Below are 26,622 nucleotides of genomic sequence, written 5' to 3'. Positions count from 1 at the left end.
CTCGCGGAGCGCGTGGATTGAAATACTCCGTGATCGACAAGACTGGGTGCGCCTCTGTCAGGTCGCGCTCCTCGCGGAGCGCGTGGATTGAAATAATTTTGCTCAGCTGGATAACGGGGTTCGCGGTGTCGCGCTCCTCGCGGAGCGCGTGGATTGAAATATCATGTTAAAGAATGTAGTGCGTTGGAATGGAAAGCGTCGCGCTCCTCGCGGAGCGCGTGGATTGAAATTCGCCAAGCGCGGAAAAAATTGCTCGCGATGACCGTCGCGCTCCTCGCGGAGCGCGTGGATTGAAATTGCCATTCGCTTGGACGGTTGATGCCGAAAATGACCGGTCGCGCTCCTCGCGGAGCGCGTGGATTGAAATCGCTTTATAGCGTTCAACACAATTCATAACCATACGTCGCGCTCCTCGCGGAGCGCGTGGATTGAAATAAAATCCATAAGATAACGCCACATCGGAAATTTGCCTGTCGCGCTCCTCGCGGAGCGCGTGGATTGAAATTCCATATCCCAATGGATACAGTCTGGTGCAAATCGTCGCGCTCCTCGCGGAGCGCGTGGATTGAAATCAGCGTCTTGTTTTGTGGTTGGGAATGTGATTTCGTCGCGCTCCTCGCGGAGCGCGTGGATTGAAATCCCTTCGGGTGTTACAACAGGGCCCCTTTTATACGGAAAATAAAAAATTGCGAAAGAGGGACTTTCTCCTAAAAGCCTCTTTCATAACTCATTTTACACTTTCTACTATTTTTTATCCACAGAGAAGGAGGGCTTTTTATAACAAAAAAGCCCTCCAGAAACACTATGATTAAGTCATATGTCACACATATGGCTGGGTCAGGTATTATGATCACTTTGGTGAAATTGCTTGAGATTGCCGATCTTCTGCCTGCGTGCCTCCAGAATCTGTTCCACCTGCTCGAGTGAGAGATTCTGATTCACCATCAGCACCAGCAGATGATAGAGCAGGTCACAGATTTCTTCGGCAGTCTGCTCGTTCTGCCCATTTTTCGCGGCAATAATGACCTCGCTGCACTCCTCACCGCATTTTTTCAGGATCTTGTCAGTGCCCTTTTCAAACAGGTAGCAGGTATACGATCCCTCCTGCGGATGTGTGCGACGCTCCTGAATCACCTCGTACAGCCCGTTCAGCGTATCTGTCATTCGTCTGCTTCCTCCCAAATTTTTTTATAAAAACAGCTGTGCGCACCGGTATGGCAGGCATTGCCTGTCTGGAGTACCGTCACCAGCAGGGTGTCATCATCACAGTCCGCCCGCAGATCTACCACTTTTTGCCGGTGCCCTGAAGTCGCGCCTTTATTCCAAAGCTCCTGCCGCGACCGGCTGTAAAACCAAGTATACCCAGTTTCAAATGTCTTTTGCAGGCTTTCCCGGTTCATATAGGCGAGCATCAACACTTCCCCCGTCCCTGCTTCTTGTACAATCGCAGGGATCAGCTCCCCTTTTTGAAAATAACAGTCCAGTTCCATCTCTATCTCCTCACCGGAATCCCGCAGGCGTGCAGGTGTTCCTTGACCTGCCCAACCGTCAGCTCTCCAAAATGGAAGAGCGAGGCCGCAAGTGCGGCATCTGCACCGCTGCGCTCAAATACTTCCGAAAAATGTTCCAGCTTTCCACAGCCACCCGACGCGATCACCGGTATGCCGACCTTCGCTGTCACTGCGTTGAGCAGTTCGATGTCAAAACCGCTTCGGCAGCCATCGGTATCCATCGAAGTCAGCAGGATTTCCCCCGCGCCCAGACGTTCACACTCCTCCGCCCATACAACCGCATCCAGCCCTGTGTCGACCCGTCCGCCATTGATGACCACGGCAAACCCGCCATCCTCCCGCCGGCGCGCGTCGATCGCCGCCACGACGCACTGGTTTCCAAACCGTTCTGCGGCTTCGTGGATCAGCTGCGGATTGCGCACCGCCGCAGAGTTGACCGAAACCTTGTCCGCGCCTGCCCGCAGAATCTCCTGAAAATCCTCAACCGAGCGGATGCCGCCGCCGACCGTCAGCGGGATAAAGACATGCCGGGCGGTTTCGCGCACCACGTCAAGCATCGTCCCGCGTCCCTCATGGGTCGCAGTAATGTCAAGGAAGGTGATCTCATCTGCGCCCTGCCGGTCATACGCAATGGCGCATTCGACCGGGTCGCCGACCTTCCGAATCCCAACAAAATTGACCCCCTTGACCACCTTTCCGTCCCGTACATCCAGACAGGGGATGATTCGTTTTGCTAGCACCTCTGATCACCTGCCATTTCTATCGCAGATTCGAGCGGCAGCGCCCCGGTATAAACTGCCTTGCCACAGATAACGCCATAAAGCCCGAGCGACTTGCAGGCTTCCACATCCGCAAGACCGCTTACGCCGCCGCTGGCGATGATTTCGCAGGAAACCGCCCGGTTGAGGGCGCCTAGCTGCTCAAGATTAACCCCTGAGAGCGCACCGTCCCGGGAGATGTCGGTATAAATCAGGTACCGGACCCCGATTCCCTCCATCCGTTTCGCCAGCTCCAGATAGTGGATTTTGCTGGCATCCAGCCAACCTTCGGTCGCGACCATCTCGTTTTTTGCGTCGATCCCGACCGCGATCCGTTCCCCGAACCGTTTGACCGCCTGCTCCACCAGCTCCGGGTTTTTTACCGCCGCCGACCCAAGGATCACACGTGAGATACCGCTTTCCAGATAGGTTTCCACCGTTTCCAACGTCCGGATGCCGCCGCCCAGCTCGACCTTGAGGCCGGAATGTTTTGCAATCTCCAAAAAAAGGGCGGTATTTTTTGCGCGGGCCTCTTTAGCACCGTCCAGATCGACCATATGAACCCATTCAGCGCCCGCTTTCCGGAACTGTGCCGCAGTTTCCTGCGGGCTGTCCGAAACCTTGTGTGCGGTGGAAAAATCCCCCTGATAGAGCCGCACACATTCGCCATTTTGAATATCAATCGCAGGTAAAATAATCATTCGCATAACCTCACAAACTGGGAAAGGATCGCAAGCCCCTCTTCCCCACTCTTTTCCGGATGGAACTGCGCGCCGTAAATGTTCCCTTTGCACACCAGGGCGGGAATCCGCTCCCCATACAGGGTGGAACAGGAGATGTATTTCTCGTCCGTTTCGGCGCAGTAGGAATGTACAAAGTAGACATAGCTGCCTTCATGCAACCCTTCTGTCAGCGGACAGGGATGCAGGATCGAGAGGTCATTCCAGCCCATATGCGGGATTTTGCATCCGGGCGCATGAATCGGGCGCACGATCCCCGGCAGCAGACCCAGCCCCTGCACCTCTTCAAACTCATAGCCCTTCTCGAACAGCAGCTGCATCCCGAGACAGATGCCCAGAAACGGTTTCTGCCCGGCCAGCTCCCGAATCACCGGGACCAGACCTGTCTCTGTCAGCCGCCGCATTGCGTCCGGAAACGCGCCCACCCCGGGCAGGATCAACCCATCCGCCTGCCGCAGCAGGTCCGGGTCACTGGTGACGGTATGCGCGGCCTCCAGCGCGTCCAATGCATTGCACACGCTGAACAGGTTGCCGGCGCCGTAATCAATAATCGCGATCATCTGTTATAAAACACCTTTCGAAGAGAGTATGCCGCCCTCTGTGCGGGCTGATGCACCCTTGAGCGCATGAGCAAATGCTTTAAAGACCGCCTCGATCTTGTGATGGTCGTTTTCCCCATAAAGCACCCGCAGATGCAGGGTCAGGCCCGCATGGACCGCCACTGCGCGGAAAAATTCCCCGGTCATGCAGCAGTCGAACCCGCCGACCGACGGGTTCGCAAACGGACAGTCGAATACCAGATATGGACGCCCGCTCACATCCAGTGCACAAAACGCAAGCGATTCATCCATCGGAAGATAAAAACTCCCGTATCGTGCAATCCCGCTTCGGTCGCCTAAGCAGGCCGCGAGTGCCTGTCCCAGAACGATCCCGACGTCCTCGACTGTATGATGACAGTCAACTTCCAGGTCGCCCTTCATCTCGAGCGACAGGTCCGCCCCGCTGTGAACGGCGAATGCATGAAGCATATGGTCAAAAAATCCGATCCCCGATCCACCGGAAAACTGCCCACTCCCATCCAGAACCAGGGACAGGGAAATGTCGGTTTCCCCGGTCGCCCGGCGAATTTCCGCCTTTCTCATCGCTACCCCTCCTCAGGTCAAAATCTGCCGGAGTGCTTCCAGCAGGGTGTCTGTTTCCGCCTCACTGCCTGCGGAAATCCGCAGATAGGGCGGCATATAGCGCAGTGCGATCCCCCGTTTGCCCGCCTGCTCGAACACCTTCCGCGGGTCGGCAAACCGGGCAAACACAAAGTTTGCGCAGCTCTCGACCACTTCCAGCAGGCCGCTCTTTTCCTCTGCGAGCCGTTTCATCTCCCGATAGAGGCGGTCGCGGGACTCCACGATTTGACGGGTACAGGCGCGCAGGTAGTCGGGGTTATCGAACAGCAGGCAGCCGACCGCCTGGGTCATGCTGTTGACGTTGTAGGGCGGTTTTGCCGCCTTGAGCGCGATTGCAAGCGTGGGGTGGGAAACCGCAAAGCCCAGCCGGATCGCCGCCATCCCAAACGCCTTGGAACAGGTTTTCAGGACGATCAGATTATCGTACCTGTCAACAACATCCAGAATCGAACCGGTTGAAAAATCCATATATGCTTCGTCGATCACGACCAACCGGTCGGGCAAGCCCTCCACAATCCGGAGGACCGATCCCCGCGACGCTGAAAGCGAGGTCGGATTGCAGGGATTCGAGAGGATGACCAGCCGCACATCCCGCTCTCTGGCAAAGGCGACCAGCGCATCTGCATCGAGCGCGAGGGTCTCTGCGGGCTTCTCGAACACCTCAACCGACACACCCGCTGCCTGTGCATAAAATGCATACATCGAAAAATCCGGCTTAACGACCGCCATCCGATCCCCCGCCCCGGCAAACGAAGAGACAATCAATCCGATCAATTCGTCTGAGCCGTTCCCGGCTACCACGTTGGATGGACGGACCCCGAAAAAGGATGCAAACTTTTCACAGAGCGCGACGCAATAGGGATCGGGATACCGGTTGAACGGAATTCGCGCCACCGCATCGCCAATCTGCTGGAGCAGTTCGGGCGGCGGTGAAAGGAAGCTCTCGTTCGCGTCCAAACGGATCGGATAATCGCCCTCCAGCGGCGAATAGGGCACAAGATTCTGCAATTTTTCCGGCAGTTGATAAGCCATCTCTAAAACCTCACCTGAATCGAATTTGCGTGGGCTGTGAGCTGTTCCCGCTCGGCAATCCGCACGATGTCATCCCGCGCCTGTGCCAGTGCTTCCTTGGTATAATAAAGGAAACTGGACTTTTTCAGGAAGCTGTCCACACCGAGCGGGGAGAAAAACCGCGCGGTTCCAGAGGTAGGCAGGACATGGTTGGGGCCTGCGTAGTAGTCTCCCAGCGGCTCGGGCGCGTACTGCCCGAGGAACAGACTGCCTACATTATCAATCCGGCCGATGTACTCGAGCGGGTTCGCGGTTGCGACCTCCATATGCTCGGGCGCAATCTGGTTCGCAAGCTCGATCATCTCCTGCTCATTCCGGCAGAGGATGATCGCTCCATAAGTTTCCAGAGACTGCCGGATCACCTGCGCGCGGGAAAGCCCTGGAAGCTGGCGTTCCAACTCGTCCAGCGTCTCCTGCGCAATCCGTTCGCTGGTGGTCAGCAGAATCGACGAGGCCAGCTCGTCGTGTTCCGCCTGGCTCATCATATCCGCCGCGAGCCAGACCGGATTGGCGGTCTCATCCGCCGCAATCAGGATTTCACTGGGCCCTGCAACCATGTCGATATCAACCGTCCCATAGAGCAGTTTTTTGGCGGTCGCGACATAGATATTCCCCGGCCCGACGATCTTGTCCACCCTGGGGACCGTCTCGGTGCCATAGGCGAGCGCAGCGACCGCCTGTGCACCGCCGAGCAGGAATACCCGGTCAACCCCCGCAACCGCCGCTGCGGTCAGGATATCCGGGTTGGCGGTGCCGTCTTTGCGCGGCGGGGTCACCATGACAACCTCCCCGACCTCCGCAATCTTCGCCGGGATGCAGTTCATCAGCACCGAAGAAGGGTAGGACGCTGTACCGCCCGGCACATACAGACCGACCCGTTCGAGCCCCCGGACTCGCTGTCCCATGATCACGCCGCTTGTCTGGGTATCTACAAAACTCTGCTGAACCTGGTGGCGGTGGAAGGTGGAGATGTTCTCCATCGCCTTGAGCAGCGAGGAGACAAAATCCGGGTCTGCCGACGCCAATGAGCCAATGATCTGCTCCCGCTCCACCTCGAAGCAGTCGGGACACTGTCCGTCAAATCGGAGGGTACAGTCCCGCAGCGCCCGGTCCCCTCCTGTGCGCACCTCCTCGACGATCTGCGCAACGCTGGCGGTTACCTTCCGGTCTACCTCCATGCTGCGGCTGCGCATCGTCTCCAACACCTGTTTTTCCGCCGTCCCATCGGCTCTGGTTATTTTAAGCATCCTGTTTCCCTCCTGCCAGATAGCGTTCTATCTGGGTGATAAACGGTTCAATCTCCTGTTTGCGCAGCTTCAGGCTGGCGATATTGACGATCAGGCGGGCGCTGACCTCCATAATGGTTTCGGCGACCACCAGCCCGTTCTCCTTCAGGGTCACGCCGGTTTCCACGATATCAACGATCGCATCCGAAAGCCCCAGAATCGGCGCAAGTTCGACCGACCCTTCGATCTTGACAATGTTGACATCCATATTTTTCTTCTCAAAAAAGGCTCGCGCGACGTTCACATACTTCGATGCGATACAGCGGGTGTGGTACCCCTCGTAAAAGTCCACCCCACGCGGCACCGCGAGCGCGAACCGGCAGCGCCCAAAGCCGAGATCCGCCACCTCATAAAAGGTGCCGCCCATCTCCATGATCGTGTCCTTGCCGACCACCCCGATATCGCAAACACCGTTTTCGACGTAGGTGACCACATCCGCAGCCTTTGCAAGCACAATTTCCAGATTGGTGCCCGCGACCGGCAGAATCAGCCTGCGCCCCTTTTCCCGCACCGCTGTGCAGTCATAGCCGAGCTGCTCAAACAGCGCGACGCTCTTTTCCTCCAGCCTGCCCTTCGTGAGGGCGATTCGAATTGGTTTCATCTGCATACCCTCCTCACAAAGTTTCCGGGTCAAGCTCCTGAATTCGGTCATCCACCAGATGGAGCCGGCGGATCCCGCGTTTGCGCGCATAATCCGCCGCTGCATCAAGCTGGTCGAATACGCTGTTCTCCACTGTCAGCCCATCCCGGGTCAGCGACCGGATGTGGCTGATCGCCTGTGCCAGATGCCGGCTGTCCGAAAAGACAAGCACGTCCGGCAGATCCGATTCGGGCGGCGCCGAAACCGAAGCTGCGGCATCGACATTAAAAGCGAAGCCGGTCGCCGGGAGCGGCGCACCAAAGTCGCTGATGAGGTTGTCGTACCGCCCGCCCGAGAGCACCGGCTCCCCAACCCCGTCAAAATAGCCGCGGAAGATCAGGCCGGTGTAGTATTCCGCCTGGTTCACCAACCCGAGGTCGATCAGCACCCGGTCCCCGAGATCGAGGCTTTGCAGGTGCTCATAGACCGTCTTCAGGCTGTCGAGGCTTTCGGTCGCGCCGCCGTCACTGAACAGGCTGTACGCTTTTTCGAACACCTCTTCCCCTCCGAACAGGCGCGGCAGATATTTGAGCGCCGCTGCGGCAGGATTTTTCCCGAACGGTTCGAGCAGGTCTCCAAGAGCGGCATAGTTTTTCTGTTCGATACACTGACGGATCGCCTCTTTCTCCTCTGGACCGGCTTCCAGATTCCCAATCAGTGCCTTGAAATATCCGATATGGCAAAGCTCGATCCGGAACCGTTCCCCGCCGATGTCCGAGAGCCCCGCTGCTGCCAGTTCGACCATCTCCAGATCACTGCGCAGGGAGCTGCTGCCGATCAACTCCACGCCTGTCTGGAACAGCTCGCTCGGCTTGCCGCGCATGTCGTAGGATACCCGGTAGACGTTTCCGCTGTAATAGAGCCGCACCGGCATCGGCATCCCAGTGAGCCGGGCAGCAGTCAGGCGGGCAATCGGGATGGTGCAGTCAGGGCGCATCACCATCAACCGGCCGCGGCTGTCGGTCATTTTATACATCGTCTCTTGCGGGAAGTGCGCCGCTGCCGAGCAGAACAGGTCGTAAAATTCCATCGACGGGGTGATGACCTCCCGGTAACCGCGCGAACGGAACATCGAGGTGAGACGCCCGGCCACCTGCGCACGAGAAACACACTCATCAAACAGCAGATCACGGGTCCCGTCCGGGGTGACCTTATCGTAACGCTTCATAAATCGTTCTCCCATCCTCTTGCTTTAGTTCGCTAATATATTAGCATACGAAAGATCATTTGTCAACCGCTTTTCACCCGGCCACTGCATAGGCTGCAATCGCAGCGAACAGCAGCATGGTGCAGAGGGTATGCAGCGAAAGAGCGGTCGAAAGGTACTCGCCGTCCTCCCCCACATCCGCGAACAGTGGGATGATAAACGGGGCCGGAAGCGCATACATCACCATCAGAGCAATTTGCAGGCTCCGGTCAAACGGAACGATATGGAAAATCAACAGGCTCATTGCTGCCAGCAGGACACCCATCAGGGCCAAACGGAGCAGGACGGTAATCGCCACCGGTTTGAGCAATTCCTTTTTCAGGTTCAGCTCGTAGCCAACCACCAAAAGCACCAGCGCACTGGTTGGGGCGGTGATCGCAGGAAGCAGCGCGGAAACGATCTTTCCTGCCGGATGGGCCAGGATCGGGCCGCTCATCCCGGTGGCTCCCAGCAGGATACCAAGTGACATCCCTACGAAACAGCGGTTTGTGACCATATTCCGCACCATCTGTTTCGGGGAAACCGCCTGACCGTCAACCAGTTTCAGCATCCCCATAAAGGCGGTATAAGCGAACACCGTCTGCCCCATATCGACCATTGCAAACCCGGACTGTTCGCCGGTCAAAAGCCCATAGAGCGCATAACCCAACATACCTCCCTCTGCGCCGGTCAGCAGGAATGGCAGAAATTTTCCATAGGGCGCTGCCAGCCTGCGCAGCCCGAAGCCGGCAGCCATCGCGAGCCCAAACCCCAGATAGACGGTCACAAACAGCAACAGGACAGTGATGCTGTATCGCGCTGTAAAAAAAGCGTTGAACAGGACAACCGGCAGGGTAACCTCACCGATGACCGCTTTCAGGCCGGCAAGCCCGCGCAGATCGAAGATCTGTTTATACCGGCACCAGCAGCCAATCAGCAGCAATACCAGGACCGGCAGCACCATTTCCAATACTTGCAGCAGCAAATTGATCCTCTCCTTTTATAAACAGAAAAAGAGGGCGGACAAGCCGCGCACAGAGACTGTCAGCCGCTGTGCACCGTTCTTGCCCGTCCTGTTATTTCCCTTTTTTAGCCGTTGATGCTGTCCTGATAGAACTCGTATGCCTGTTTGTCGGTATAGCCCTCGTGGACGATCTTGCCGACCGCCTGCGCCATCTCAACAGGGTGGTTGCTCTGGAAGATATTGCGTCCCATATCCACGCCCCGAGCGCCTTTGCGCATCACGTCATAAGCCAGATAGAGCGCTTCCGGCTCGGCCAGTTTTTTACCGCCTGCAACAACGATCGGCACCGGGCAGGCTGCCACGACCTCTTCGAAATTCTCACAATCGTAGGTCTTTACGATCTGGACACCCATCTCCGCGATGATGCGGGTCGCCAGCTTGAAGAACCGGTCGGTGCGTTCCATGTTTTTGCCCACTGCGCAGACGCCCAGTGTCGGGATGCTGTAACGCATACCGGCATTGACTACCTGGTTCAGGTTGTCGATGCTCGAGAGCTGCCCGTCCGCGCCGATGAATGTCTGAACTGCCATACAGTCGGCATTCATACGGATTGCATCCTCGATATCCACCGCAACCGTCTCAAAACTCAGGTCGTCCTGAAGCATACTCGAACCCGAGGTCACACGCAGTGCAACCGCATTGGTCAGCTCAGGCGGCACGCAGGTGCGGATCGCACCGCGGGTGCCCATAAAGCAATCCACATAGGGCGCCAGCTTGGGCAGCAACAGGTCCAGACGCTCGAGTCCAGCCGTACTTCCCATGAAATAACCGTGGTCAAACGCAAACATCACCGTGTTTCCGCTCTTCGGGTTGAAAATATTCGCCATATGGCGTTTCATGCCCCAGTCCAGACTATTGCAGCCTTTCAGATAAAACCCGTTCTGATTCGCAAACGGCTCATCAAGATGGTAGCTCTTGGCAACCTTTACGCCCTCCAGATCTGCCATAAATTCATCCTCCTTATTTTGGATATTTTGTCATGCATTCGTTGAACGGCTTTGCTCCGCTCCTGCCAGCCCGCCGCGCCGGATGCCCCGGTTTCGACAGGCCCGCAGGGGCGGAGCACAGCTCCGAAGAGGTGCCCCTGCCCCCTGGAAGGAAGAAAACTTAGAAGTTGTAGTCATTCATGTTTTCAGCAGTATAAACGCTGGTCTCGGGCAGAAGGACAACGCCGTTGTTGGAATCCGCAGTGGAAGCGCCTTCCGCGATGCTGTCATTTGCCAGGACTTCGCAGTCGCCGATGCCCGGGATGCTGATGACGTCGCCCACCTTAACGGTGTTGCCAGCCGCCATGTATGCCGCCAGATAGCAGCCCATGCCGCCCTGGACAGCGCAGTCCCACAGGCCCCAGTTGTAGAGGGTGCCGTTGCTGCAATACTCTTTGATCGCGTTCGGGCTTGCGAAACCAGTGATGGTGATATTCTCCTGATTGTAGCCTTTGTTCTCAGCCGCCTGGAGCTGGCCGGGGAGCGCGGTGGAGTCGTTGCAGATGATGACGTCGATCTCAGGATGTGCAGACAGGACTGCCTCACCAATGGTGATTGCTTTTTCTGCATCCTGCTCGGAATAGTAGTTGTCCGGAGCCACATTGGTCCAGTTGGGATACTCGGCCTTGATGATCGCTTCGCCTGCTACCTGCCAGCTGTTCTGGTCGGTAACGGTCGCCTGCGAATAGTGCCAGCAATAGGTGATCTCATCGCTCTTGGGGTCTTTGCCGCGCTGCTCCAGACCTGCGCAGGCCATATCGACCAGCATCCGGCCCAGAACCTCAGGGGTGCCCTGCGAAACCATCAGGGTACGGTCGGACGGCTGCGCATCCGAGTCCCAGGTTGCAACCGCAACGCCCGCATCGGTCGCCGCTTTCAGCGCGTCCGCAACGCCGGCTGCATCAACAGTCGAAATGCAGATCGCATCCGCGCCGGAAGCGACAGCAGTGTTGATGACCTGTACCTGATCGGCGACCGCCGCATTCGGGCTGCCCTGATAGTCAACAGTGATGCCCCACTCGGCAGCATACTTCTGTGCACCGTCGTTCGCAGCCTCGAAGAATGCGTTACCAGTCAGTTTGGGAATAAACACAACGGTTTTTCCCTCAACGGAATTACCGCCGGCCGGAGCTTCTGCCTCGGGAGCGCTGGCGGCAGCAGAACTGCTGGGCGCCGCAGCCGGAGTGCTCGAAGCGGGAGCCGGAGCAGAGCTGGAAGCGCTTGAACCGCCGCAGGCGGCCAGAGACATTGCCATAGACACTGCTGCAAGAACTGCAATTGTCTTTTTCATTTCTTTTACCTCCTAAAATATATATCAGAGAAGCAAAATTTTTGGGGGTTGCCTGCTTCTCCAATTACCAGATCAATCTGCCTGTTTGCCTGCGCCCTGAAGATTCCGTTTCAGGTTTCCGAACAGGCGCACCGCCCAAGGCTGCTGGACCATCGCACGCGCGACCACCACCACAATCAGCAGTACGCCGATCGGGATGTCCAGATATTGAGTGCCGACGCCGAAGCAGAGCGGTAATCCAAACCGCAGGATGCCGATAATCAGCGCTGCCAGTGCGGTGCCGACCGCACTTCCCTTACCGCCGGTCGAGAGGGTACCGCCCAGCACGCAGGCGGTGATGATATTCATAGTCAGGGTGCTGCCCAGATCGCTCTTGGCAGTGCCCAGATAAGAGGTCAGCACAATACCGGCAACCGCCGCGCTCACTGCACTGAGCACATAGGTGGACAGGATCACCAACCGTGTATTGATTCCGGAGAATTCTGCCGCATTCTGGTTGACACCGACCAGGAATATCTTGCGTCCGTATTTGCTGCGATGAAGCAACAGATACGCAATCAGGGTCATAGCTGCGAAGATCAAAAGCTGGGACGGGATTACGCCGAACAGTTTAAACTTGGTGAGCGCCTTAAAGCTGTCCGGGAAACCGCTGATGCCCTGATAGCTCTCGGTCGAGCTGAGGGTGGAGATCAGCAGTGCAACACCCGCATAAAGGAAACTCCCACCCAGCGTGACCACCATTGCCTGTACCCGGCAGTAGGCAATAAAAAATCCAGAGAGTGCGCCGCAAAGCGCTGCCAGCAGGACCGCCACTACTACAGCAGCCCAGATGTTCAGGCCAAAATCCTGCCAGGCGACACCGATTGTGATCGAGGTCAGGCCAACGATTGCACCCGCCTGGATATCGATCCCGCCGGTGATCATGACGAAAGTGACGAACAGGCTGATTAAGCAGATCGCGATAAAATCGTTCACGCTGGAAAGCAACAGCGGAATCCGCAGGAATTTGGCGTTCGCTGTGCCGAAGATCACGAATTCAAGGATCAGAAAGAGCAGCAGAAATGCATTCCAGTTGTGCATCGCCGATTTGATGCTTTTTGGGAACCCGTTTTTCATCTGACTGCGCCCCCTTCCGCATTGCCCGTTCTCGCGGCCAGCCGTTCATGACGGCTGCGCACCGAGGCGCGGTACTGGATCACCGCATCAAATACAACAATTGAAATCAGGATAACACCGGTGATCGCATTGTCGTAGTTGGAAGAAAAGCCCATAAAAACAAGCAGATAGCTGATCGAACTCATAATGACCGCGCCGATCGCCGCGCCCAGCACACTGCCGACACCGCCAGTCAAACTGATGCCGCCCAGAACACAGGCCGCAACCGCTTTCATCTCGTAGCCGTTGCCGCTTGTCGAGGTGACAAACCCGATCCTGCTGCAAAAGATGATTCCTGCTATCGCAGCCATCACACTACAGATCACATAGGCGGTCACCTTGGTGCGCACCGGCGAGATTCCTACCAGCATCGCACCGCCTGCATTATCGCCCACCGCGGTAAAATACCGGCCCTTGCGGGTCCTCGTCAGGAGCAGGTGGATCGCGATGACCAGAAGAAACGCACAGCAGCAGTAAACAGTAAGCTTACCGAGCAGGGTCGCTGACGAGAAATCCTTAAACGCCTTGGGCAGATTTTCTACCCACGCGCCGCCCGAATAGATGTACATAGCGCCGCGCAGCACGCCGTTGACGCCGAGGGTAAAGATCAGGGAAGGGACCCCCATGACCGCAACCCCCCAGCCGTTGATGAAACCGATCACAATACCGATCAGAATACCCACCACGAAAGCAAGCAGCCAGTTGTGGCCATCGCGGAGCATACTGCCCACCACAGTGGCCACAAAGCCGAGGCAGGAACCGACCGAAACGTCGATCTCCCCGACGATGATGGCAAACGCCATTCCTACTGCAATCAAGATGTAAACCACCGAGGAGTTAAAGACCGCAGCGATGTTTTCAGATGATGCGAAAGACGGGTTGATCAGGCTCACGATCACAAACAGGGCAACCAGGAACAGCAGGCTGGTTGCTTCCCTCGCCTTGAGCGCCTTTTTGACCAGATTCATGCTTTCGCCTCCTTTTCCTTGCCGGACAAACCGAAGGACGCACTGGTCAGATTGTCCTGCGTGACCTCATCCCCGGTAAATTCCCCATTCAAACGGCCCTGATAGATCGTGACGGCCCGGTCGCTCAATTCCATGATCTCCTCCATATCCGACGAGATCAAGAGGATCGAGACCCCCTTCTTCCCCAGCTGCTGGATGATGTTATACACATCCGCGCGTGCTGCGGCGTCGATGCCGCGGGTCGGTTCGTCCAGAATAACCAGCTTGGGATTGCTCGAAAGGCTCCGCCCGATCACAACCTTTTGCTGGTTGCCGCCCGACAGGCTGCCGGTGAGCTGATCCTGACCGGTCACCTTGATGCGGAAATCATCCACATACTGCTGGGTGACCCGTCGCTCTTCCTTCCGATTGAGGAAAAAACGCCCCATCCGCGCCTCGCCCAGAATTGCACTGGTGGTATTTTCCGCCACCGAGCTGATCTTGAACAGCCCGTCCGAATGGCGGTCCTCCGAAACATAGTTTAAGCCGGCTTTCATGACATCCCGGGTCTTCATACCGGTGATCTCTTTTCCATCGAGCAGAACCCTGCCGCCCAGCACCTTATCCTTGCCGAAAATTGTCATTGCCATCTCGGTACGGCCCGCGCCGACTACGCCGGCAACCCCCAGAATCTCACCGGGATAGACCTTCAGAGAAATGTCGGTAAATCCATAGCCGCTGAACCGCTCCAGCTCGAGCACTGGAGGTTTGGAATAGTCAACCGAACTGGTCCCGCTCAATTTCTGTGCGGTCATATCCAGAGGCAGCAGACCCTTGACCAGATCGTCCTTTGTGAAATTGCTCACCGGGCCGGACAAGGTTACGATCCCGTCACGCATGATCGCCACTGTAGTCGCGATCTCGAACACCTCGTTCAGACGGTGGGTAATATAGATGATACCGATCCCTTTGGATTTCAGGTCTTCCACGCATCGGAACAGGCTTTCCACCTCTTTAAAGGTGAGCGCACTGGTCGGCTCGTCGAGAATCAGCACCTGCGCATGACGCAGCACGCCGCGAAGCAGCTCAACAAGCTGCTGTTCCGCAATCGAAAGGGTGTTTGCCCTGCGCCCCAGATCCAGATGCCAGCCGATGCTCTCCATCGTTTCAACCAGCTCTTTATGTAGTTCCCGCTGGGGACGGTCAAAACCGATCAGGATGTTCTCTTCCACTGTCATATTCGGGAAGAGAAGCGGCTCCTGCGGAACCATATACACACCGTTTGCAAGGGCCTCGGCAGGCTTGCCCACTGTCATCTCCCTGCCGTTGACCACAATCTCGCCGCTGTCGTGCGAATAAATTCCCATAATAATCTTCATCAGCGTGCTTTTACCCGCACCATTGCCGCCGATCAGCGCCAAAACCTCTCCGCTGCCCAAATCCATGCTGATTCCCCTCAGCACCGCGTTGTGGGCGAACGATTTATAAATGTTCCGCACCGACAACAGTTTCTCCCCAGCAGGTGAAGCTGACTTTGTCAAGCCTATACCCCCATTTCGAAAAGATCACAAAAGTTATTCCATATATCTTTTATTCTTAAGGATAGCATAATATTTTTTGCGATTTTTGTCAACTCTTCTTTTTGATGAAAAGGAACTTTTATTTTCCGTTTTTCACAAATATTTTTCTAAATAATGATATTTTATGTTCTATTTTTCTTTTTCTTTTGTGAAAATTGTATGCAGATTGCTTTTCAGTTTGTGCGTTACCACGAATATATTCTAAATTATCTCCAAAAGTCATATGCATTGACATCCTTGCAGAACAATGATATACTGCCATTTAGAGAACATTTTCTCTAATCAGTAACTTTTGTTACGGTTTTTACACTTTGTTCTGCAGGGGACTCCCCTGCGTTTACAGGGAGGTTTCTATGGACGGTGACTTTTCCCACGAAGAGACCCTGATGGTCAAGGCTGCATGGTATTATTATATGGAAAACTACACACAGCAGAACATTTCCACGCTGTTGGGGGTCAGCCGGGTGCGGGTGATCCGGCTGCTCGAAAAGGCCCGGCAGGATGGCATCATCAGTTTCCATATCCGGCAGGACAGCGACCGGCGGATGCAGGTCGAAAAGGAACTGATTACCCGCTTTGGGCTGCATGATGTGTTTGTCACGCCGATTGCCGGACGGGTGAGTGAACTGAACGAGAGCCTCGCGCAGGCAGCGGCGATCTATATCAGCGACCGGCTTGGCGGCAGCTTTTTCATCAATATGGGATACGGGGACACCCCCAGCCGGATTCTGAACCATCTGGCCCGCAAAACCGAAATCCCAATCAATGTGGTATCGTTGACCGGAGGCGTCAGCTACTACCTGCCGAATACCCAGTCGAGCATCTTTAATGCGCGGCTGCATCTGATCCCCTCCCCGCTGCTGTTGAGCAAGCCGGAAATGGTGGAGGAGCTGCGCAAAGAGGTTTCGGTACAGCGGATTCAGCAGATGAGCTGGGAATCCAGTATGACGGTAGTTGGCATCGGCAGCATGTCTGATGATGCCACCATCATCAAAAACGGCATCCTCACCCATGAAGATTTCCTGCTGCTGACCCTCCAGGGAGCGGTCGGGGATATCTTGAGCCATTTTATCGACAAGGATGGGAACCCGATCGAAAGCACGCTGGACAACCGGCTGTTGAGCACCCCTCTGGAAGACTTGAAGCGGATGAACAATGTCATCGGTGTGGCTGGCGGGCTCGACAAGGTCGATGCGATCCGGGCCGTGTTGAACGGGCATTATCTGGATGTACTCATCACCGATGAGGAGACCGCCACCGTTCTGCTGCATCCCCACGACCAGACGTAATTTGTATCACATCATATACATTATAAAACACAAAAGGAGTTGGTTGATCTATGGCAAAATACCTGATGGCAGTAGATGCCGGTACCGGCAGTGTCCGCGCCGTGGTATTTGATCTGGAGGGTAACCAGATCGGATGCTCCCAGCAGGAGTGGTCCCACCGTGAGGACCCCCGCTACCCCGGCAGCATGGATTTCGACTGGGTACATAACTGGGAGCTGGCCAGCGGATGCATCCGCGATGTGCTGAAAGAAACCGGCATCTCTCCGGCGGATGTTGCCGCTGTTTCGACGACCTGTATGCGGGAAGGCATTTTGCTTTATGATAAGGACGGGAACGAAATCTGGGCCTGTGCCAACGTGGACGCGCGCAGCACCGACGAGGTGGGCAGGCTGATCCGCTCCAACCCCGATCTGGAAAAAGAGCTTTACCAGCAGTCCGGCCAGAGCTACGCGCTCAACGCCATCCCGCGCATCCTGTGGGTGAAAGATAAGATGCCGGACATCTATGAAAAGACCGCGGCGGTCGGTATGTTCAACGACTGGCTGATCTATAAACTCACCGGGGTGCTCGCTGTCGAGCCGAGCAACGGTTCCACTACCGGCCTGTTCGATCTGCAGAGCCGCAACTGGGATCCTTCCATCGCCGAGCGGTGCGGCCTGCGCGGCGACATCTTCCCCCGCGTCCTGGAATGCGGTGAGGTTGCAGGCGCAGTGAACGCAGCGGGCGCCAGCCTGACCGGGCTTGCCGAAGGAACACCGGTTGTGGTCGGCGGCGGCGACTGCCAGCTCGGCACCATCGGCGTGGGCGCGTCCGAACCGGGACAGGGGGTCGTGTTTGGCGGCAGCTTCTGGCAATATGAATTCAATACCGACAGTGGTAAGACCGACCCGTTCGGGCGGGTGCGGGTCAATTGTCATGCAGTCCCGGGCGTCTGGCAGTACGAGGCGCTCGCCTTCAAACCCGGACTGGTCATGCGTTGGTTCCGAGACGGGTTCTGTGAGCTGGAAAAGGCACAGGGCGAGGCGTCCGGAAAGGACCCTTATGCCCTGATGGATGCGCAGGCGGAAAAGATTCCGGCAGGCTGTTACGGCATGATGTGCTGTTTCAGCGATGTGATGAACTTCATCAACTGGAAGCATGCCTCACCCACCTTCACCAACTTTGAACTGGAACCGGAAAAGTTCAACCGCTACACCTTCTACCGCGCGATCCTCGAAAACACTGCTATGATCGTCAAAGGGCATATCCAGCTTGTCAAAGAGGCGACCGGCAACGAGCCGGACAGCCTGATCTTCGCAGGCGGCGCTTCCAAAAGCCCGCTCTGGAGCCAGATTCTAGCAGATGTGACCGGTAAGCCGGTGACCACTCCAGTGGTGAAGGAAGCGACTGCACTTGGAGCCGCGATTCTGGCAGGCTACGGTGCGGGAATCTACCCCTCGATCGCCGAAGGGGTGAAGCGCTGTGCAAGGGCCGATCGCACCTTCCTCCCGAATCCGGAAAACCATGAGATTTACGAGGAAATGTACGAACCCTGGCGGCAGGTCTACCGCACGCAGCTCGACCTGTGTGACCGCAAGCTCACCAAAAATATGTGGATTGCGCCGGGTTTGTAAAAGTACTCGGTTCTCTTTCGAACGAGTTTGATGATCTAGTCAGCACACTTCCAAACAGGCATCCGTTTGGAAGCGGCGGACAAAAGCGATCCGGCACGCAAAGCGTGCCGGATGACTATGCAATCTGAAGCAGGGCTGCTATAAGCAGCCCTCTGCACCGGGATCGGTGCAGGCTCAAAAAGAATCGTTTTGCCTCTTTTGAAGCGCTTCCATTTATAGAAAAGGAGAATCTGCCATGTTTGTTATCAATGAAAATGACCGCGAATACCGCTTTGGTAATAGCGGTCCCAAATATCTGATGAAAGGCCCCCGTATGAATTTCGCCCTGGTGCAGTTTATGCCCGGGCAGGATTTCCGCGCCCATTATCACAATATCATGGAAGAGGATTTCTTCATTCTTGAGGGAAAAATTGACATCGTTGTGGATGGCGTGGTACATACCCTCTCAACCGGTGACCTGATCCATATCGAGCCAAACGAGGTCCACTACTGCCGCAACGCCTATGACGTCCCAGTGAAGATGGTCTCCACATTGGCCCCCTACCAAGAGGTAGACAAGGTGGAGGTCGAAAATCCCACCTATTGAATCGGACTCCAAAAACCTCCCTCCGGAAATACCGGAGGGAGGTTTTTTCGAATGCAGAGAGCAGGCACCATTCAAGCATACCGGTACCGCCCCCTCTGCCCCAAAAAGAACCAGATGCTCACGGCAAGCGCAAGCAGCTCGGCCACGACGATCGAGAGCCAGATACCGTCCACACCGATGAAGACAGGAAGCACCAGCACCACAATGATCTGGAAAACAAGGGTCCGCAGAAACGAGATCACTGCGGAAACTACGCCGTTGTTGAGCGCAGTAAAAAATGCAGAAGCAAAGATATTGAACCCGATGACGAGGAAGGAGAGTGAATTCAGCCGGAATCCATGGCAGGTCAGTGTGAGCAGCTCCGCATCGTAACCGACAAAAATGCTGCTCAAAGGCAGGGAAAGCAGTTCGGCAAGCGCGGTCATAGCCAGTCCCGCCAGCCCGGCAAGGATCAGGCTTTTCCGGAAAAGATTTTTCAACTCGTTTTCGTTCTCCGCCCCATAGTGGTAGCCGATCACAGGGGCGCTGCCAATCGAATAGCCGATAAAAACCGAAACAAAGATGAAGCTGACATACATAATCACACCGTAGGCTGCCACTCCATCCTCACCAGCCATCCTGATCAGCTGGAAATTATACAGGATATTCACCAGCGACATCGAGACATTGGTCATCAGTTCAGAGGAGCCATTGGTACACGCCTTCAGCAGCACTTTGCCGTCCAGACCAGTCCTTGTCAGCCGCAGCAGGCTGTTGTTCGGGCGCGCAAAGTAGAGCAACGGGAGTATCCCACCGACAACCTGGCTCATCGCAGTGGCAGCTGCGGCGCCTACCGTCCCCCACCGAAAGACCGCGACAAACAGAGCGTCAAACAGGATATTCGTCAGGCCCGCCGCAATGGTCACAGCCAGGCCGAGATGCGGCTTTTCCGCCGTGACCAGAAAGCTCTGGAAGGTGTTTTGCAGCATAAACGCAGTCCCTGCCAGAAGGATGATCCTGCCATACCGGACACACTCCTCCACCATGGCGCCTTCTGCGCCCAGTGCTTCCGCGATCGGACGGACCCAGAGCAGTCCTGCCAGCGTAAGCAGGACGCCGCCCGCAATGGTGATGTAGACCAACATCGAAAAACAGCGGTTGGCTTTCTCCCTGTCCCCTTCTCCCAGCGTCTTTGCGATAATCGCACTCCCGCCGGTGCCGATCATAAAGCCCGGCGCGCCGAGCAGCATCAGAAACGGATAGATCAGGTTTACCGCTGCAAACGGCGTTTTTCCCACAAAATTGGAGACAAACAGTCCGTCTACAACGCCATAAACCGAAGTGAAGATCATCATGATGATGGATGGAACCACAAACCGGATCAGTTTCCGATAGTTAAAATGTTCTGAAAGTTGGATTCTCATGGTGTCGTTCTCCTAAACCAGAATTGAGCATATTCTGCAATCGGCGGAATCAGCTGCCTGATGGAAAGCCCCGAGGTATTGATGCAGAGGTGGTAGCTCTCCTTGCAGCCCCACCCGCCCCCAGCAATCAGCTCCCGGTGCTTCGCACGTCCGGCATCCACCTGTTTGATTCTATGTATGATCTCCCGGTCGGTGAGGCGCTCCCCCTCCATGGCGCGCTCCCGGCACCGCTGAACCTTCGATTTCATCTCAGCATGCACAAACAGCGTAAGTGGGTGGTACTCCCGCAGCAGGACATCTGCGCTCCGTCCGACGATCACACAGTTGTTTCCCACCGCTGCCAGCTCCTTTATGATCTTCTCCTGCATGATCAACACTTTCATTGTATTCTGCTGCGGCATCCTGCCGTACGAAAAAGTCCGGCGAATCGTAAACGGATATCCCGTCACCCGCCCCTGTTCAAGCAGGCCCGCAACGTATTGTTCATCCAGTTCGCTCTTCTCCGCAACCGCCGAGATCAGCTCCCGGTCATAATAGGCAAAGCCAAGCGTGTCCGCCAGGCGCTTTCCCAGCTCCCGTCCGCCGCTTCCGAATTCACGGCCGACCGTAATCAGTTTCATCTTGCGCAATTCCTCCTCTGAGTCCTGTTTTTTGAAAAGATGGTCACGGCCTCTTCGCCGTACCATTCAAAAATGCTCCCACCTTTTCGCGGAACTGCTCAAGATATTTGCGGTTCAGCCGCAGAAGCTCCGCGCTTTCTATCGGGGACATCCCGGAAAACACGCTGTTTTCCATCTGAACAACCGGAACAATCTTTTCCTGTACAAACTGCCGCCCCATTTCGGTCAGGCAGATGTGCATATCCCGCCCTTTTCCCGGCTCGAGAAAGAGTATCCCCTTCTTTTCAAGCCTGCGGATCGACGAGTTGATAGTCTGTTTGCTTACAAACGCCTGTGCGCAGATATCCTTTTGCAGGCAGCCATTTCCCTGTTCACACAGGGCATAAAGGATGATGAACGCGCTGTCCGACAGCCCCAGCTTCAGAGCAATCTCGTGGTAGAGATCGTCCATCTCCTTATACACGCGATTGAATTCCTTTAATTCATATCCCGATATTGTCTCCATCTTCCTCCATTATCCTTTCTGTCCGATTTCGTACTTGTTTAGTATAGTCCGATTTCATACTTGAGTCAACCCTTTTTTGTGAAATTGATATGCAACGCCTGAAAACGGTGAAAATATATGGGTAAATTGATGATATTTGATAGCTATTTTCAATTATTCAGATTCTTTTTAAGAAAATCGCAGATTTCACTTGCATTTTTTTTAAAAAAGACGATAATTAGAGATGTGGAAAGTTTACTGAGGAGGTTGAACGCCTATGTTCGGAAGAAAAAAACCCCAGCCGATGCCCATTCCCCCTGCACCGCCGGTGATTGTCCCGCCTGTGGTCGAGGAGAAACCCGCACCTCAGCCCGCTCCTGAGTCGGCACAGGCCTCTGCGCAGGCTGCCGAGCCGGCACAGACTACAAAGGAGGCCGATCTGACCGCTTCGATTTCCAGAAACACAGTCATTACGGGAAACATCGTTTCTGAAGACAATCTGGACATCTTCGGTACTGTGGAGGGCGATGTCAAGAGCACTGCCGTTGTCAAGGTCTACGGGAAAATCACCGGGGACATTGATTGTGCTACCTTTGTCGCGAGTGGCGCAGAGATCAAGGGCAACATCCTGGCGGAGAAATCTGCGGTTCTGGGCGCCAACACGGTTGTGGACGGCAACGTCCGTACCGGCACGCTCAGTGTCAGCGGAAGGGTAACCGGTAATGTAATTGCGACCGAATCCGCAGTCATCAGCAGCACTGGTGCAATCACCGGTGACATTACCACTCCAGAGATGGAAGTCAGCAAGGGCGCGATTGTCTATGGTTCTGTGATTATGCAGCAGAAGGAACCGGAGCCGCCCGAGCCGCCGAAACCGGAAATCAAGATTGAGGCCCCAAAGCCGGATGACAAAGCCCCGGTTTTCTCCAAGCCGGACGACAAAACCCCGGATGGATCTGGATCCGACAGCAAAGCTGCGGACGATTCCAAGCCGGAGTTGAAGTTTGAGCGTCTGGATCCTGCTGAATCTGCCGCCAAGCCCAATGCAGAGCAGGAGAAAAAAGAGGAGCCTGAAAAGGCGACCGTTTAAATTCGAATGTCTGGTTCCCTGCGGGTCGGATGCGTTTTTCTCGCTTCGGGACAGTCAAAGCGGTTTCAGGCCAACAAATTGACTGCGAAATTCCACGGTATGCCGCTGGCAGAATTCGTGTTCAACCGGTTCCCGGTTGAACGGTTCTGCCAGACGGTTGCCGTTACCCGCTGTGCGCTGGTCTCTGCCAGTGCACAGCGCTATGGATTTCAGGTGGTCAAAAATCCCGATCCCGCCAGTGATATTGCGCAGACCATTCGTCTCGGTTTGAATGCATTCGATTGCTCGCTTGATGGCTGCCTTTTTTCAGTCTGTGACCAGCCCTTGGTGCGTGTGCGGAGCATCTATACACTGGTGGACCGGTTTTGTTCTGAACCGGATGCTATTGTTGCGCTCGGTTGGAAGGGCAATCGAGGTAATCCAGTCCTATTTCCCTCTTCCCTTTTCTCCGCACTCGCCACACTTGCACCGCACCAGTCGGGCAGCTCGGTGATCGCGCAGTATTCTCATCTGCTGCGGATTATCGAGGCAGAGGGACCGCAGGAATTGCTTGATATTGATACGCCAGCTGATCTCAAATATTTGGAGCAGCTATGTGTCAGTTTGCGCGCTGATTCTTAACCAAGGATCGTCTATCCCGGAAATGGTGACATTGCCGCAGCCTGTGCTGTTGACGACAGCTTCAGGGCTGTAACGCAAGAGCAATGCCGGCATACGGCAGCCAAAACCATCTGGATATAGCTGCCGGTTTTTTGTTTGTATACTATTGTGTATGCGAAAGCCCTCCCATTTTAGGGGAGGGCTTTCGCAATAGACAGACTCTAAAAGTTTACAAAATTAAGATAGAACATCCTCCATCTTCATGATATCCTTTTTAAAAGATCGGTGGAAGGGAGGTACTGGAATGAAAAAATGTCTTGTTCCCCTGCTCTGCATTCTTTTTCTGCTCACAGGCTGTGCAGTACAGCCTTCTCCACTTATGGGAAAGATTTCCTCGGAGCTTTCCTCAGTGGTTATGACACGCTACGACTGCGAAGGACAGACTGAATTTTCCCTTGCCGACGAACAGATAGAGATGCTCCGATCGTGGGCATCCGGGCTTTCCCTAAAACATGAGCGTTTCAAGGAGGGAGATTCCCCGAGTGATGTGAGCGGAGGAGAAGTCTACCATTTTTCACTTCCTGATGGCGATTTTTCCTATCGAATCAACGGGCCGGACAGCTGCTATCTATATACGGACGGCGAATGGTACAGGGTCAGAAATCCATCTTTCCCGTTCGTTTTGAAATAATAGGTGCATCTTGACAGATTGCACAAAAAACGAAAGGAAAATGTTTCTTTATTTTCTTCAATGCCATATTGTCAAAACTTTAACAATGTGGTATACTGATCGTAACAGCTAAAAGGCTGAACAGGCACCCCAATCTATAATTATTAAATTGAGAACCAAGGAGGTCACTGCGATGGAAAAGGCAAATACCCAGCCCGCTGTACCCGAAGTAGACATCGACAAGATGATTGACGATCTGGTACAAAAGGCTGACAAGGCGCTCAAACAGTATATGGAGATGGATCAGAAAACGGTCGACAACATCGTACAGGCGATGTCGCTTGCTGCGCTTGACCAGCATATGGCACTTGCGAAGCTCGCGATTGAAGAGACCGGTCGCGGCGTCTATGAGGATAAGATTACCAAAAACCTGTTTGCTTCCGAGTATATCTATCACTCGATCAAATATGAAAAGACGGTCGGGATTATCGACGAGAATGACATGGAAGGCTATGTCGAAGTTGCAGAGCCGGTAGGCATCGTCGCGGGCGTCACCCCGGTGACCAATCCCACCTCCACCACCATCTTTAAATCTCTCATCACCCAGAAAACCCGTAACCCGATCATCTTCGGCTTCCATCCGTCGGCACAAAAATGCTCCGCGGCGGCAGCAAAGGTGGTCTATGATGCGGCAGTCAAAGCGGGCGCTCCCGAAAACTGCATCCAGTGGATCGAATTCCCTTCGGTCGAAGCAACCGCAGCGCTGATGAACCATCCGCTTGTCTCGCTCGTCCTCGCTACTGGCGGCGCGGGCATGGTCAAGGCAGCCTACAGTTGCGGCAAGCCGGCCCTTGGCGTTGGCCCGGGCAACGTCCCCTGCTACATCGAAAAATCTGCCAACCTCGAGCGTGCCTGCACCGACCTGATGCTCTCCAAGACATTCGATAACGGTATGATCTGCGCTTCTGAGCAGGCGGTCATCGTCGACGAGGAAATCTCGGCTCCGTTCGAGTCGTTTATGAAAAAGCATGGCTGCTATTTCCTCACCGGTGACGAGATCGATAAGGTCACACGCTTTGTGATGCGCGCTGACAAGGGCGCAGTCAATCCGGATGTTGTTGGTAAATCCCCGTTCTGGATCGCAGAGCAGGCGGGCGTGAAAGTCCCTGAACTGACCAAAATCCTCATCGCGAAGCTGCCTGAACCCTCCCGCGAGTATCCGCTTTCTCTCGAGAAGCTCTCCCCTGTTCTGGCATACTTCACCGTCAAGGACTATCATCAGGGCTTCGAGTACGCCTCCCGTATGCTCGACCTCGGCGGGCTGGGCCACTCGGCGGTTATCCACTCGACCAATTCCGAGCTTTGCAATGCTTTCGGCGAGCAGATGAAGGTTGGACGTATCATCGTTAACTCTCCGTCCTCTCAGGGCGCGATCGGTGACATCTACAACACCAATATGCCATCTCTGACGCTGGGCTGCGGTTCGTTTGGACATAACTCTACCACTTCCAATGTCTCTTCGGTCAACCTCATCAACAAAAAACGCATCGCGAAAAGGAGAGTCAACATGCAGTGGTTCAAGATTCCGCCCAAAATCTATTTCGAGAACGATTCCATTCAATACCTCGAGAAGATGCCGGACATCAGCCGCGCGTTTATCGTTACCGACCCGATGATGGTTCAGCTCGGCAATGTTGACAAAATCCTCTACTATCTGCGCAAACGCCTTGAATATTGCCATGCCGAGATTTTCTCGGAGGTTGAGCCGGATCCGTCGGTCGAAACAATCATGCGCGGCGTCGCAGCCATGAACAGCTTCAAGCCGGATGTCATCATCGCGCTGGGCGGCGGTTCGGCGATGGATGCGGCGAAGGGCATGTGGTTGTTCTATGAGCATCCCGACACTTCGTTCGATGGCCTGAAGCTCAAATTCATGGATATTCGGAAACGTACCTATCATTTCCCGAAACTCGGCAGCAAAGCACAGCTTGTTTGTATCCCGACCACCTCGGGGACCGGTTCGGAGGTCACCTCCTTCTCGGTTATTACCGACAAGGCAAACGGCAATATCAAATATCCGCTGGCAGACTACGAGCTGACCCCGGATGTTGCAATCATCGACCCGCAGTTTGTTGTATCTCTGCCCAAATCCGCCACTGCGGACACCGGCCTTGATGTTCTGACCCATGCGCTGGAAGCTTATGTATCGGTGCTCGCTTCCGACTACACCGATGGTCTTGCAGTCCACGCGATCGAGCTGGTGTTTGAGTATCTCCCCCGCGCATACAAGAATGGTTCTACCGATTTTGAAGCGCGTGAGAAGATGCACAACGCTTCCTGTATCGCAGGTCTTGCGTTTACCAACGCATTCCTTGGCCTGAACCACTCGATGGCGCACAAACTGGGCGGCGAATATCACATCCCGCATGGACGCGCAAACGCGCTGCTTCTGCCGTATGTGGTTGAGTACAATGCAACCGAGCCGACTAAATTCACCATCTGGCCGAAATATGAAAAATTCATCGCCGATGAGAAATATGCGAAAATCGCCCGCTATCTCGGTCTGCCCGCCAAAACCACACAGGAAGGTGTGCAGAGCCTGATTAAGGCAATCCGCGACCTGATGAAAGAGGTCAACATTCCTGAGAGCATTCAGGCTTGCGGCATTGATGAGAAAATCTTTATGGCAGGGGTCGATCAGCTCGCTGACCGCGCCTATTCCGACCAGTGCACAACCGCGAATCCGCGCCAGCCACTCGTTTCGGAGATTGCCGAGCTTTACAAAAGAGCTTTCTACGGTAAATAAGCGCCGAACCCCCGCCGAATGGCGGGGGTTCCTCTTTTGGTATCTCCCCATTCTTTCGGAGGAGACGCTTCCGATCGGTACGGTACAAGCTCACAACAATTTCTA

27 protein-coding genes and 1 CRISPR repeat array are annotated in these 26,622 nt (G+C 55.1%); of the genes, 7 read left to right on the top strand and 20 right to left on the bottom strand.

Annotated features, from left to right (window positions below; genetic code table 11):
• Position 1 precedes the first annotated feature (1 nt).
• Positions 2 to 639: direct repeats of the CRISPR family, unit length 23 nt; unit sequence TCGCGGAGCGCGTGGATTGAAAT.
• Positions 640 to 837: 198 nt separating this feature from the next.
• From hisE to C814_RS23380, 17 genes are all read right to left on the bottom strand, one after another.
• Positions 838 to 1,164 carry a phosphoribosyl-ATP diphosphatase gene (gene hisE / locus C814_RS07065; protein WP_016314940.1) on the bottom strand — a complete coding sequence of 109 codons (327 nt, stop codon included), beginning with the start codon at positions 1,162 to 1,164 and terminating at the stop codon, positions 838 to 840.
• Entirely contained in the window at positions 1,161 to 1,490 is a 330-nt protein-coding gene (gene hisI, locus C814_RS07060) for a phosphoribosyl-AMP cyclohydrolase (protein WP_016314939.1), read from the bottom strand. The genes hisE and hisI overlap by 4 nt, the downstream gene beginning before the upstream one ends.
• A 2-nt stretch (positions 1,491 to 1,492) precedes the next feature.
• A complete protein-coding gene (hisF, locus tag C814_RS07055) occupies positions 1,493 to 2,251 on the bottom strand; it encodes an imidazole glycerol phosphate synthase subunit HisF (protein WP_016314938.1) in 759 nt (252 codons plus the stop codon).
• On the bottom strand, positions 2,245 to 2,970 hold the full coding sequence (hisA, locus tag C814_RS07050; RefSeq protein ID WP_016314937.1) for a 1-(5-phosphoribosyl)-5-[(5-phosphoribosylamino)methylideneamino]imidazole-4-carboxamide isomerase: 726 nt from the start codon (positions 2,968 to 2,970) through the stop codon (positions 2,245 to 2,247). The genes hisF and hisA overlap by 7 nt, the downstream gene beginning before the upstream one ends.
• Entirely contained in the window at positions 2,967 to 3,569 is a 603-nt protein-coding gene (gene hisH, locus C814_RS07045) for an imidazole glycerol phosphate synthase subunit HisH (RefSeq protein WP_016314936.1), read from the bottom strand. Before hisH ends, hisA begins: the two co-directional genes overlap by 4 nt.
• A gap of 3 nt (positions 3,570 to 3,572) precedes the next feature.
• On the bottom strand, positions 3,573 to 4,151 hold the full coding sequence (gene hisB, locus C814_RS07040; protein WP_016314935.1) for an imidazoleglycerol-phosphate dehydratase HisB: 579 nt from the start codon (positions 4,149 to 4,151) through the stop codon (positions 3,573 to 3,575).
• A gap of 12 nt (positions 4,152 to 4,163) precedes the next feature.
• Positions 4,164 to 5,222, bottom strand: coding sequence for a pyridoxal phosphate-dependent aminotransferase (locus C814_RS07035; protein WP_016314934.1), 1,059 nt, complete (start codon positions 5,220 to 5,222; stop codon positions 4,164 to 4,166).
• 2 nt (positions 5,223 to 5,224) lie between these two features.
• Positions 5,225 to 6,508, bottom strand: a complete 1,284-nt coding sequence (hisD, locus tag C814_RS07030) for a histidinol dehydrogenase (protein ID WP_016314933.1) — start codon at positions 6,506 to 6,508, stop codon at positions 5,225 to 5,227.
• Complete coding sequence (hisG, locus tag C814_RS07025) at positions 6,501 to 7,148, bottom strand: ATP phosphoribosyltransferase (protein ID WP_016314932.1); 648 nt, start codon at positions 7,146 to 7,148, stop codon at positions 6,501 to 6,503. Before hisG ends, hisD begins: the two co-directional genes overlap by 8 nt.
• Before the next feature lie 13 nt (positions 7,149 to 7,161).
• Complete coding sequence (gene hisZ, locus C814_RS07020) at positions 7,162 to 8,355, bottom strand: ATP phosphoribosyltransferase regulatory subunit (RefSeq protein ID WP_016314931.1); 1,194 nt, start codon at positions 8,353 to 8,355, stop codon at positions 7,162 to 7,164.
• Positions 8,356 to 8,428: 73 nt separating this feature from the next.
• Positions 8,429 to 9,358: an AEC family transporter gene (locus C814_RS07015; protein WP_016314930.1), complete on the bottom strand. Its 930-nt coding sequence runs from the start codon at positions 9,356 to 9,358 to the stop codon at positions 8,429 to 8,431.
• 104 nt (positions 9,359 to 9,462) lie between these two features.
• Positions 9,463 to 10,344 carry a 3-hydroxy-5-phosphonooxypentane-2,4-dione thiolase gene (lsrF, locus tag C814_RS07010; protein ID WP_016314929.1) on the bottom strand — a complete coding sequence of 294 codons (882 nt, stop codon included), beginning with the start codon at positions 10,342 to 10,344 and terminating at the stop codon, positions 9,463 to 9,465.
• Positions 10,345 to 10,504: 160 nt separating this feature from the next.
• Positions 10,505 to 11,674, bottom strand: a complete 1,170-nt coding sequence (locus C814_RS07005; RefSeq protein ID WP_016314928.1) for a substrate-binding domain-containing protein — start codon at positions 11,672 to 11,674, stop codon at positions 10,505 to 10,507.
• A 72-nt stretch (positions 11,675 to 11,746) separates the two neighbouring features.
• Entirely contained in the window at positions 11,747 to 12,790 is a 1,044-nt protein-coding gene (locus C814_RS07000; RefSeq protein ID WP_016314927.1) for an ABC transporter permease, read from the bottom strand.
• Positions 12,787 to 13,797, bottom strand: a complete 1,011-nt coding sequence (locus C814_RS06995) for an ABC transporter permease (protein WP_016314926.1) — start codon at positions 13,795 to 13,797, stop codon at positions 12,787 to 12,789. The genes C814_RS07000 and C814_RS06995 overlap by 4 nt, the downstream gene beginning before the upstream one ends.
• Positions 13,794 to 15,317: a sugar ABC transporter ATP-binding protein gene (locus tag C814_RS06990; protein WP_022788191.1), complete on the bottom strand. Its 1,524-nt coding sequence runs from the start codon at positions 15,315 to 15,317 to the stop codon at positions 13,794 to 13,796. The genes C814_RS06995 and C814_RS06990 overlap by 4 nt, the downstream gene beginning before the upstream one ends.
• 118 nt (positions 15,318 to 15,435) lie before the next feature.
• The gene (locus C814_RS23380; protein WP_161909999.1) at positions 15,436 to 15,579 is read right to left on the bottom strand and encodes a hypothetical protein; all 144 of its coding nucleotides are present in this window, start codon (positions 15,577 to 15,579) and stop codon (positions 15,436 to 15,438) included.
• Positions 15,580 to 15,709: 130 nt separating this feature from the next.
• Here C814_RS23380 and C814_RS06985 point away from each other — a divergent pair, with 130 nt between their 5' ends.
• The 3 genes from C814_RS06985 to C814_RS06975 all read left to right on the top strand — a co-directional run bounded on the left by C814_RS06985 (position 15,710) and on the right by C814_RS06975 (position 18,844).
• Positions 15,710 to 16,645, top strand: coding sequence for a sugar-binding transcriptional regulator (locus C814_RS06985; RefSeq protein ID WP_016314924.1), 936 nt, complete (start codon positions 15,710 to 15,712; stop codon positions 16,643 to 16,645).
• Positions 16,646 to 16,695: 50 nt separating this feature from the next.
• A complete protein-coding gene (gene lsrK, locus C814_RS06980; RefSeq protein ID WP_016314923.1) occupies positions 16,696 to 18,258 on the top strand; it encodes an autoinducer-2 kinase in 1,563 nt (520 codons plus the stop codon).
• Positions 18,259 to 18,493: 235 nt separating this feature from the next.
• Positions 18,494 to 18,844, top strand: a complete 351-nt coding sequence (locus C814_RS06975) for a cupin domain-containing protein (RefSeq protein WP_016314922.1) — start codon at positions 18,494 to 18,496, stop codon at positions 18,842 to 18,844.
• 71 nt (positions 18,845 to 18,915) lie between these two features.
• Here the strand turns inward: C814_RS06975 and C814_RS06970 are convergent, their stop codons facing one another.
• The 3 genes from C814_RS06970 to C814_RS06960 are packed head-to-tail and all read right to left on the bottom strand — an operon-like array spanning position 18,916 to position 21,372.
• Positions 18,916 to 20,247: an MATE family efflux transporter gene (locus C814_RS06970; RefSeq protein ID WP_016314921.1), complete on the bottom strand. Its 1,332-nt coding sequence runs from the start codon at positions 20,245 to 20,247 to the stop codon at positions 18,916 to 18,918.
• Complete coding sequence (locus C814_RS06965; protein ID WP_016314920.1) at positions 20,244 to 20,867, bottom strand: cytidylate kinase-like family protein; 624 nt, start codon at positions 20,865 to 20,867, stop codon at positions 20,244 to 20,246. The genes C814_RS06970 and C814_RS06965 overlap by 4 nt, the downstream gene beginning before the upstream one ends.
• Positions 20,868 to 20,910: 43 nt before the next feature.
• Entirely contained in the window at positions 20,911 to 21,372 is a 462-nt protein-coding gene (locus C814_RS06960; RefSeq protein ID WP_016314919.1) for a MarR family winged helix-turn-helix transcriptional regulator, read from the bottom strand.
• 256 nt (positions 21,373 to 21,628) lie between these two features.
• On the opposite strand from C814_RS06960, the gene C814_RS06955 reads away from it, so the two are divergent.
• The 4 genes from C814_RS06955 to adhE all read left to right on the top strand — a co-directional run bounded on the left by C814_RS06955 (position 21,629) and on the right by adhE (position 26,517).
• A complete protein-coding gene (locus C814_RS06955) occupies positions 21,629 to 22,441 on the top strand; it encodes a bactofilin family protein (RefSeq protein WP_016314918.1) in 813 nt (270 codons plus the stop codon).
• Positions 22,442 to 22,447: 6 nt separating this feature from the next.
• A complete protein-coding gene (locus C814_RS06950; RefSeq protein WP_016314917.1) occupies positions 22,448 to 23,062 on the top strand; it encodes a nucleotidyltransferase family protein in 615 nt (204 codons plus the stop codon).
• 283 nt (positions 23,063 to 23,345) lie between these two features.
• The gene (locus C814_RS06945) at positions 23,346 to 23,732 is read left to right on the top strand and encodes a hypothetical protein (protein WP_016314916.1); all 387 of its coding nucleotides are present in this window, start codon (positions 23,346 to 23,348) and stop codon (positions 23,730 to 23,732) included.
• 172 nt (positions 23,733 to 23,904) lie between these two features.
• A complete protein-coding gene (gene adhE / locus C814_RS06940) occupies positions 23,905 to 26,517 on the top strand; it encodes a bifunctional acetaldehyde-CoA/alcohol dehydrogenase (protein ID WP_016314915.1) in 2,613 nt (870 codons plus the stop codon).
• The last annotated feature ends 105 nt before the right edge of the window (positions 26,518 to 26,622 follow it).

The sequence above is a fragment of the Anaerotruncus sp. G3(2012) genome, assembly GCF_000403395.2.
Taxonomy (GTDB): Bacteria; Bacillota; Clostridia; order Oscillospirales; family Ruminococcaceae; genus Anaerotruncus.
This window is presented reverse-complemented; position numbering and strand designations above follow the sequence as displayed.

What these genes read in the sequence shown, in the direction of transcription:
- lsrF (WP_016314929.1), bottom strand. Translation starts at nt 10,344, where the DNA reads ATGGCAGATCTGGAGGGCGTAAAGGTTGCCAAGAGCTACCATCTTGAT.
- C814_RS23380 (WP_161909999.1), bottom strand. Translation starts at nt 15,579, where the DNA reads ATGACTTTTGGAGATAATTTAGAATATATTCGTGGTAACGCACAAACT.
- hisA (WP_016314937.1), bottom strand. Translation starts at nt 2,970, where the DNA reads ATGATTATTTTACCTGCGATTGATATTCAAAATGGCGAATGTGTGCGG.
- C814_RS06985 (WP_016314924.1), top strand. Translation starts at nt 15,710, where the DNA reads ATGGACGGTGACTTTTCCCACGAAGAGACCCTGATGGTCAAGGCTGCA.
- C814_RS07005 (WP_016314928.1), bottom strand. Translation starts at nt 11,674, where the DNA reads ATGAAAAAGACAATTGCAGTTCTTGCAGCAGTGTCTATGGCAATGTCT.
- C814_RS06960 (WP_016314919.1), bottom strand. Translation starts at nt 21,372, where the DNA reads ATGGAGACAATATCGGGATATGAATTAAAGGAATTCAATCGCGTGTAT.
- C814_RS07035 (WP_016314934.1), bottom strand. Translation starts at nt 5,222, where the DNA reads ATGGCTTATCAACTGCCGGAAAAATTGCAGAATCTTGTGCCCTATTCG.
- C814_RS06970 (WP_016314921.1), bottom strand. Translation starts at nt 20,247, where the DNA reads ATGAGAATCCAACTTTCAGAACATTTTAACTATCGGAAACTGATCCGG.
- hisD (WP_016314933.1), bottom strand. Translation starts at nt 6,508, where the DNA reads ATGCTTAAAATAACCAGAGCCGATGGGACGGCGGAAAAACAGGTGTTG.
- C814_RS06955 (WP_016314918.1), top strand. Translation starts at nt 21,629, where the DNA reads ATGTTCGGAAGAAAAAAACCCCAGCCGATGCCCATTCCCCCTGCACCG.
- hisZ (WP_016314931.1), bottom strand. Translation starts at nt 8,355, where the DNA reads ATGAAGCGTTACGATAAGGTCACCCCGGACGGGACCCGTGATCTGCTG.
- C814_RS07000 (WP_016314927.1), bottom strand. Translation starts at nt 12,790, where the DNA reads ATGAAAAACGGGTTCCCAAAAAGCATCAAATCGGCGATGCACAACTGG.
- C814_RS06945 (WP_016314916.1), top strand. Translation starts at nt 23,346, where the DNA reads ATGAAAAAATGTCTTGTTCCCCTGCTCTGCATTCTTTTTCTGCTCACA.
- hisB (WP_016314935.1), bottom strand. Translation starts at nt 4,151, where the DNA reads ATGAGAAAGGCGGAAATTCGCCGGGCGACCGGGGAAACCGACATTTCC.
- C814_RS06950 (WP_016314917.1), top strand. Translation starts at nt 22,448, where the DNA reads ATGTCTGGTTCCCTGCGGGTCGGATGCGTTTTTCTCGCTTCGGGACAG.
- lsrK (WP_016314923.1), top strand. Translation starts at nt 16,696, where the DNA reads ATGGCAAAATACCTGATGGCAGTAGATGCCGGTACCGGCAGTGTCCGC.
- C814_RS06965 (WP_016314920.1), bottom strand. Translation starts at nt 20,867, where the DNA reads ATGAAACTGATTACGGTCGGCCGTGAATTCGGAAGCGGCGGACGGGAG.
- hisE (WP_016314940.1), bottom strand. Translation starts at nt 1,164, where the DNA reads ATGACAGATACGCTGAACGGGCTGTACGAGGTGATTCAGGAGCGTCGC.
- C814_RS06975 (WP_016314922.1), top strand. Translation starts at nt 18,494, where the DNA reads ATGTTTGTTATCAATGAAAATGACCGCGAATACCGCTTTGGTAATAGC.
- hisH (WP_016314936.1), bottom strand. Translation starts at nt 3,569, where the DNA reads ATGATCGCGATTATTGATTACGGCGCCGGCAACCTGTTCAGCGTGTGC.
- hisI (WP_016314939.1), bottom strand. Translation starts at nt 1,490, where the DNA reads ATGGAACTGGACTGTTATTTTCAAAAAGGGGAGCTGATCCCTGCGATT.
- hisG (WP_016314932.1), bottom strand. Translation starts at nt 7,148, where the DNA reads ATGAAACCAATTCGAATCGCCCTCACGAAGGGCAGGCTGGAGGAAAAG.
- adhE (WP_016314915.1), top strand. Translation starts at nt 23,905, where the DNA reads ATGGAAAAGGCAAATACCCAGCCCGCTGTACCCGAAGTAGACATCGAC.
- C814_RS06995 (WP_016314926.1), bottom strand. Translation starts at nt 13,797, where the DNA reads ATGAATCTGGTCAAAAAGGCGCTCAAGGCGAGGGAAGCAACCAGCCTG.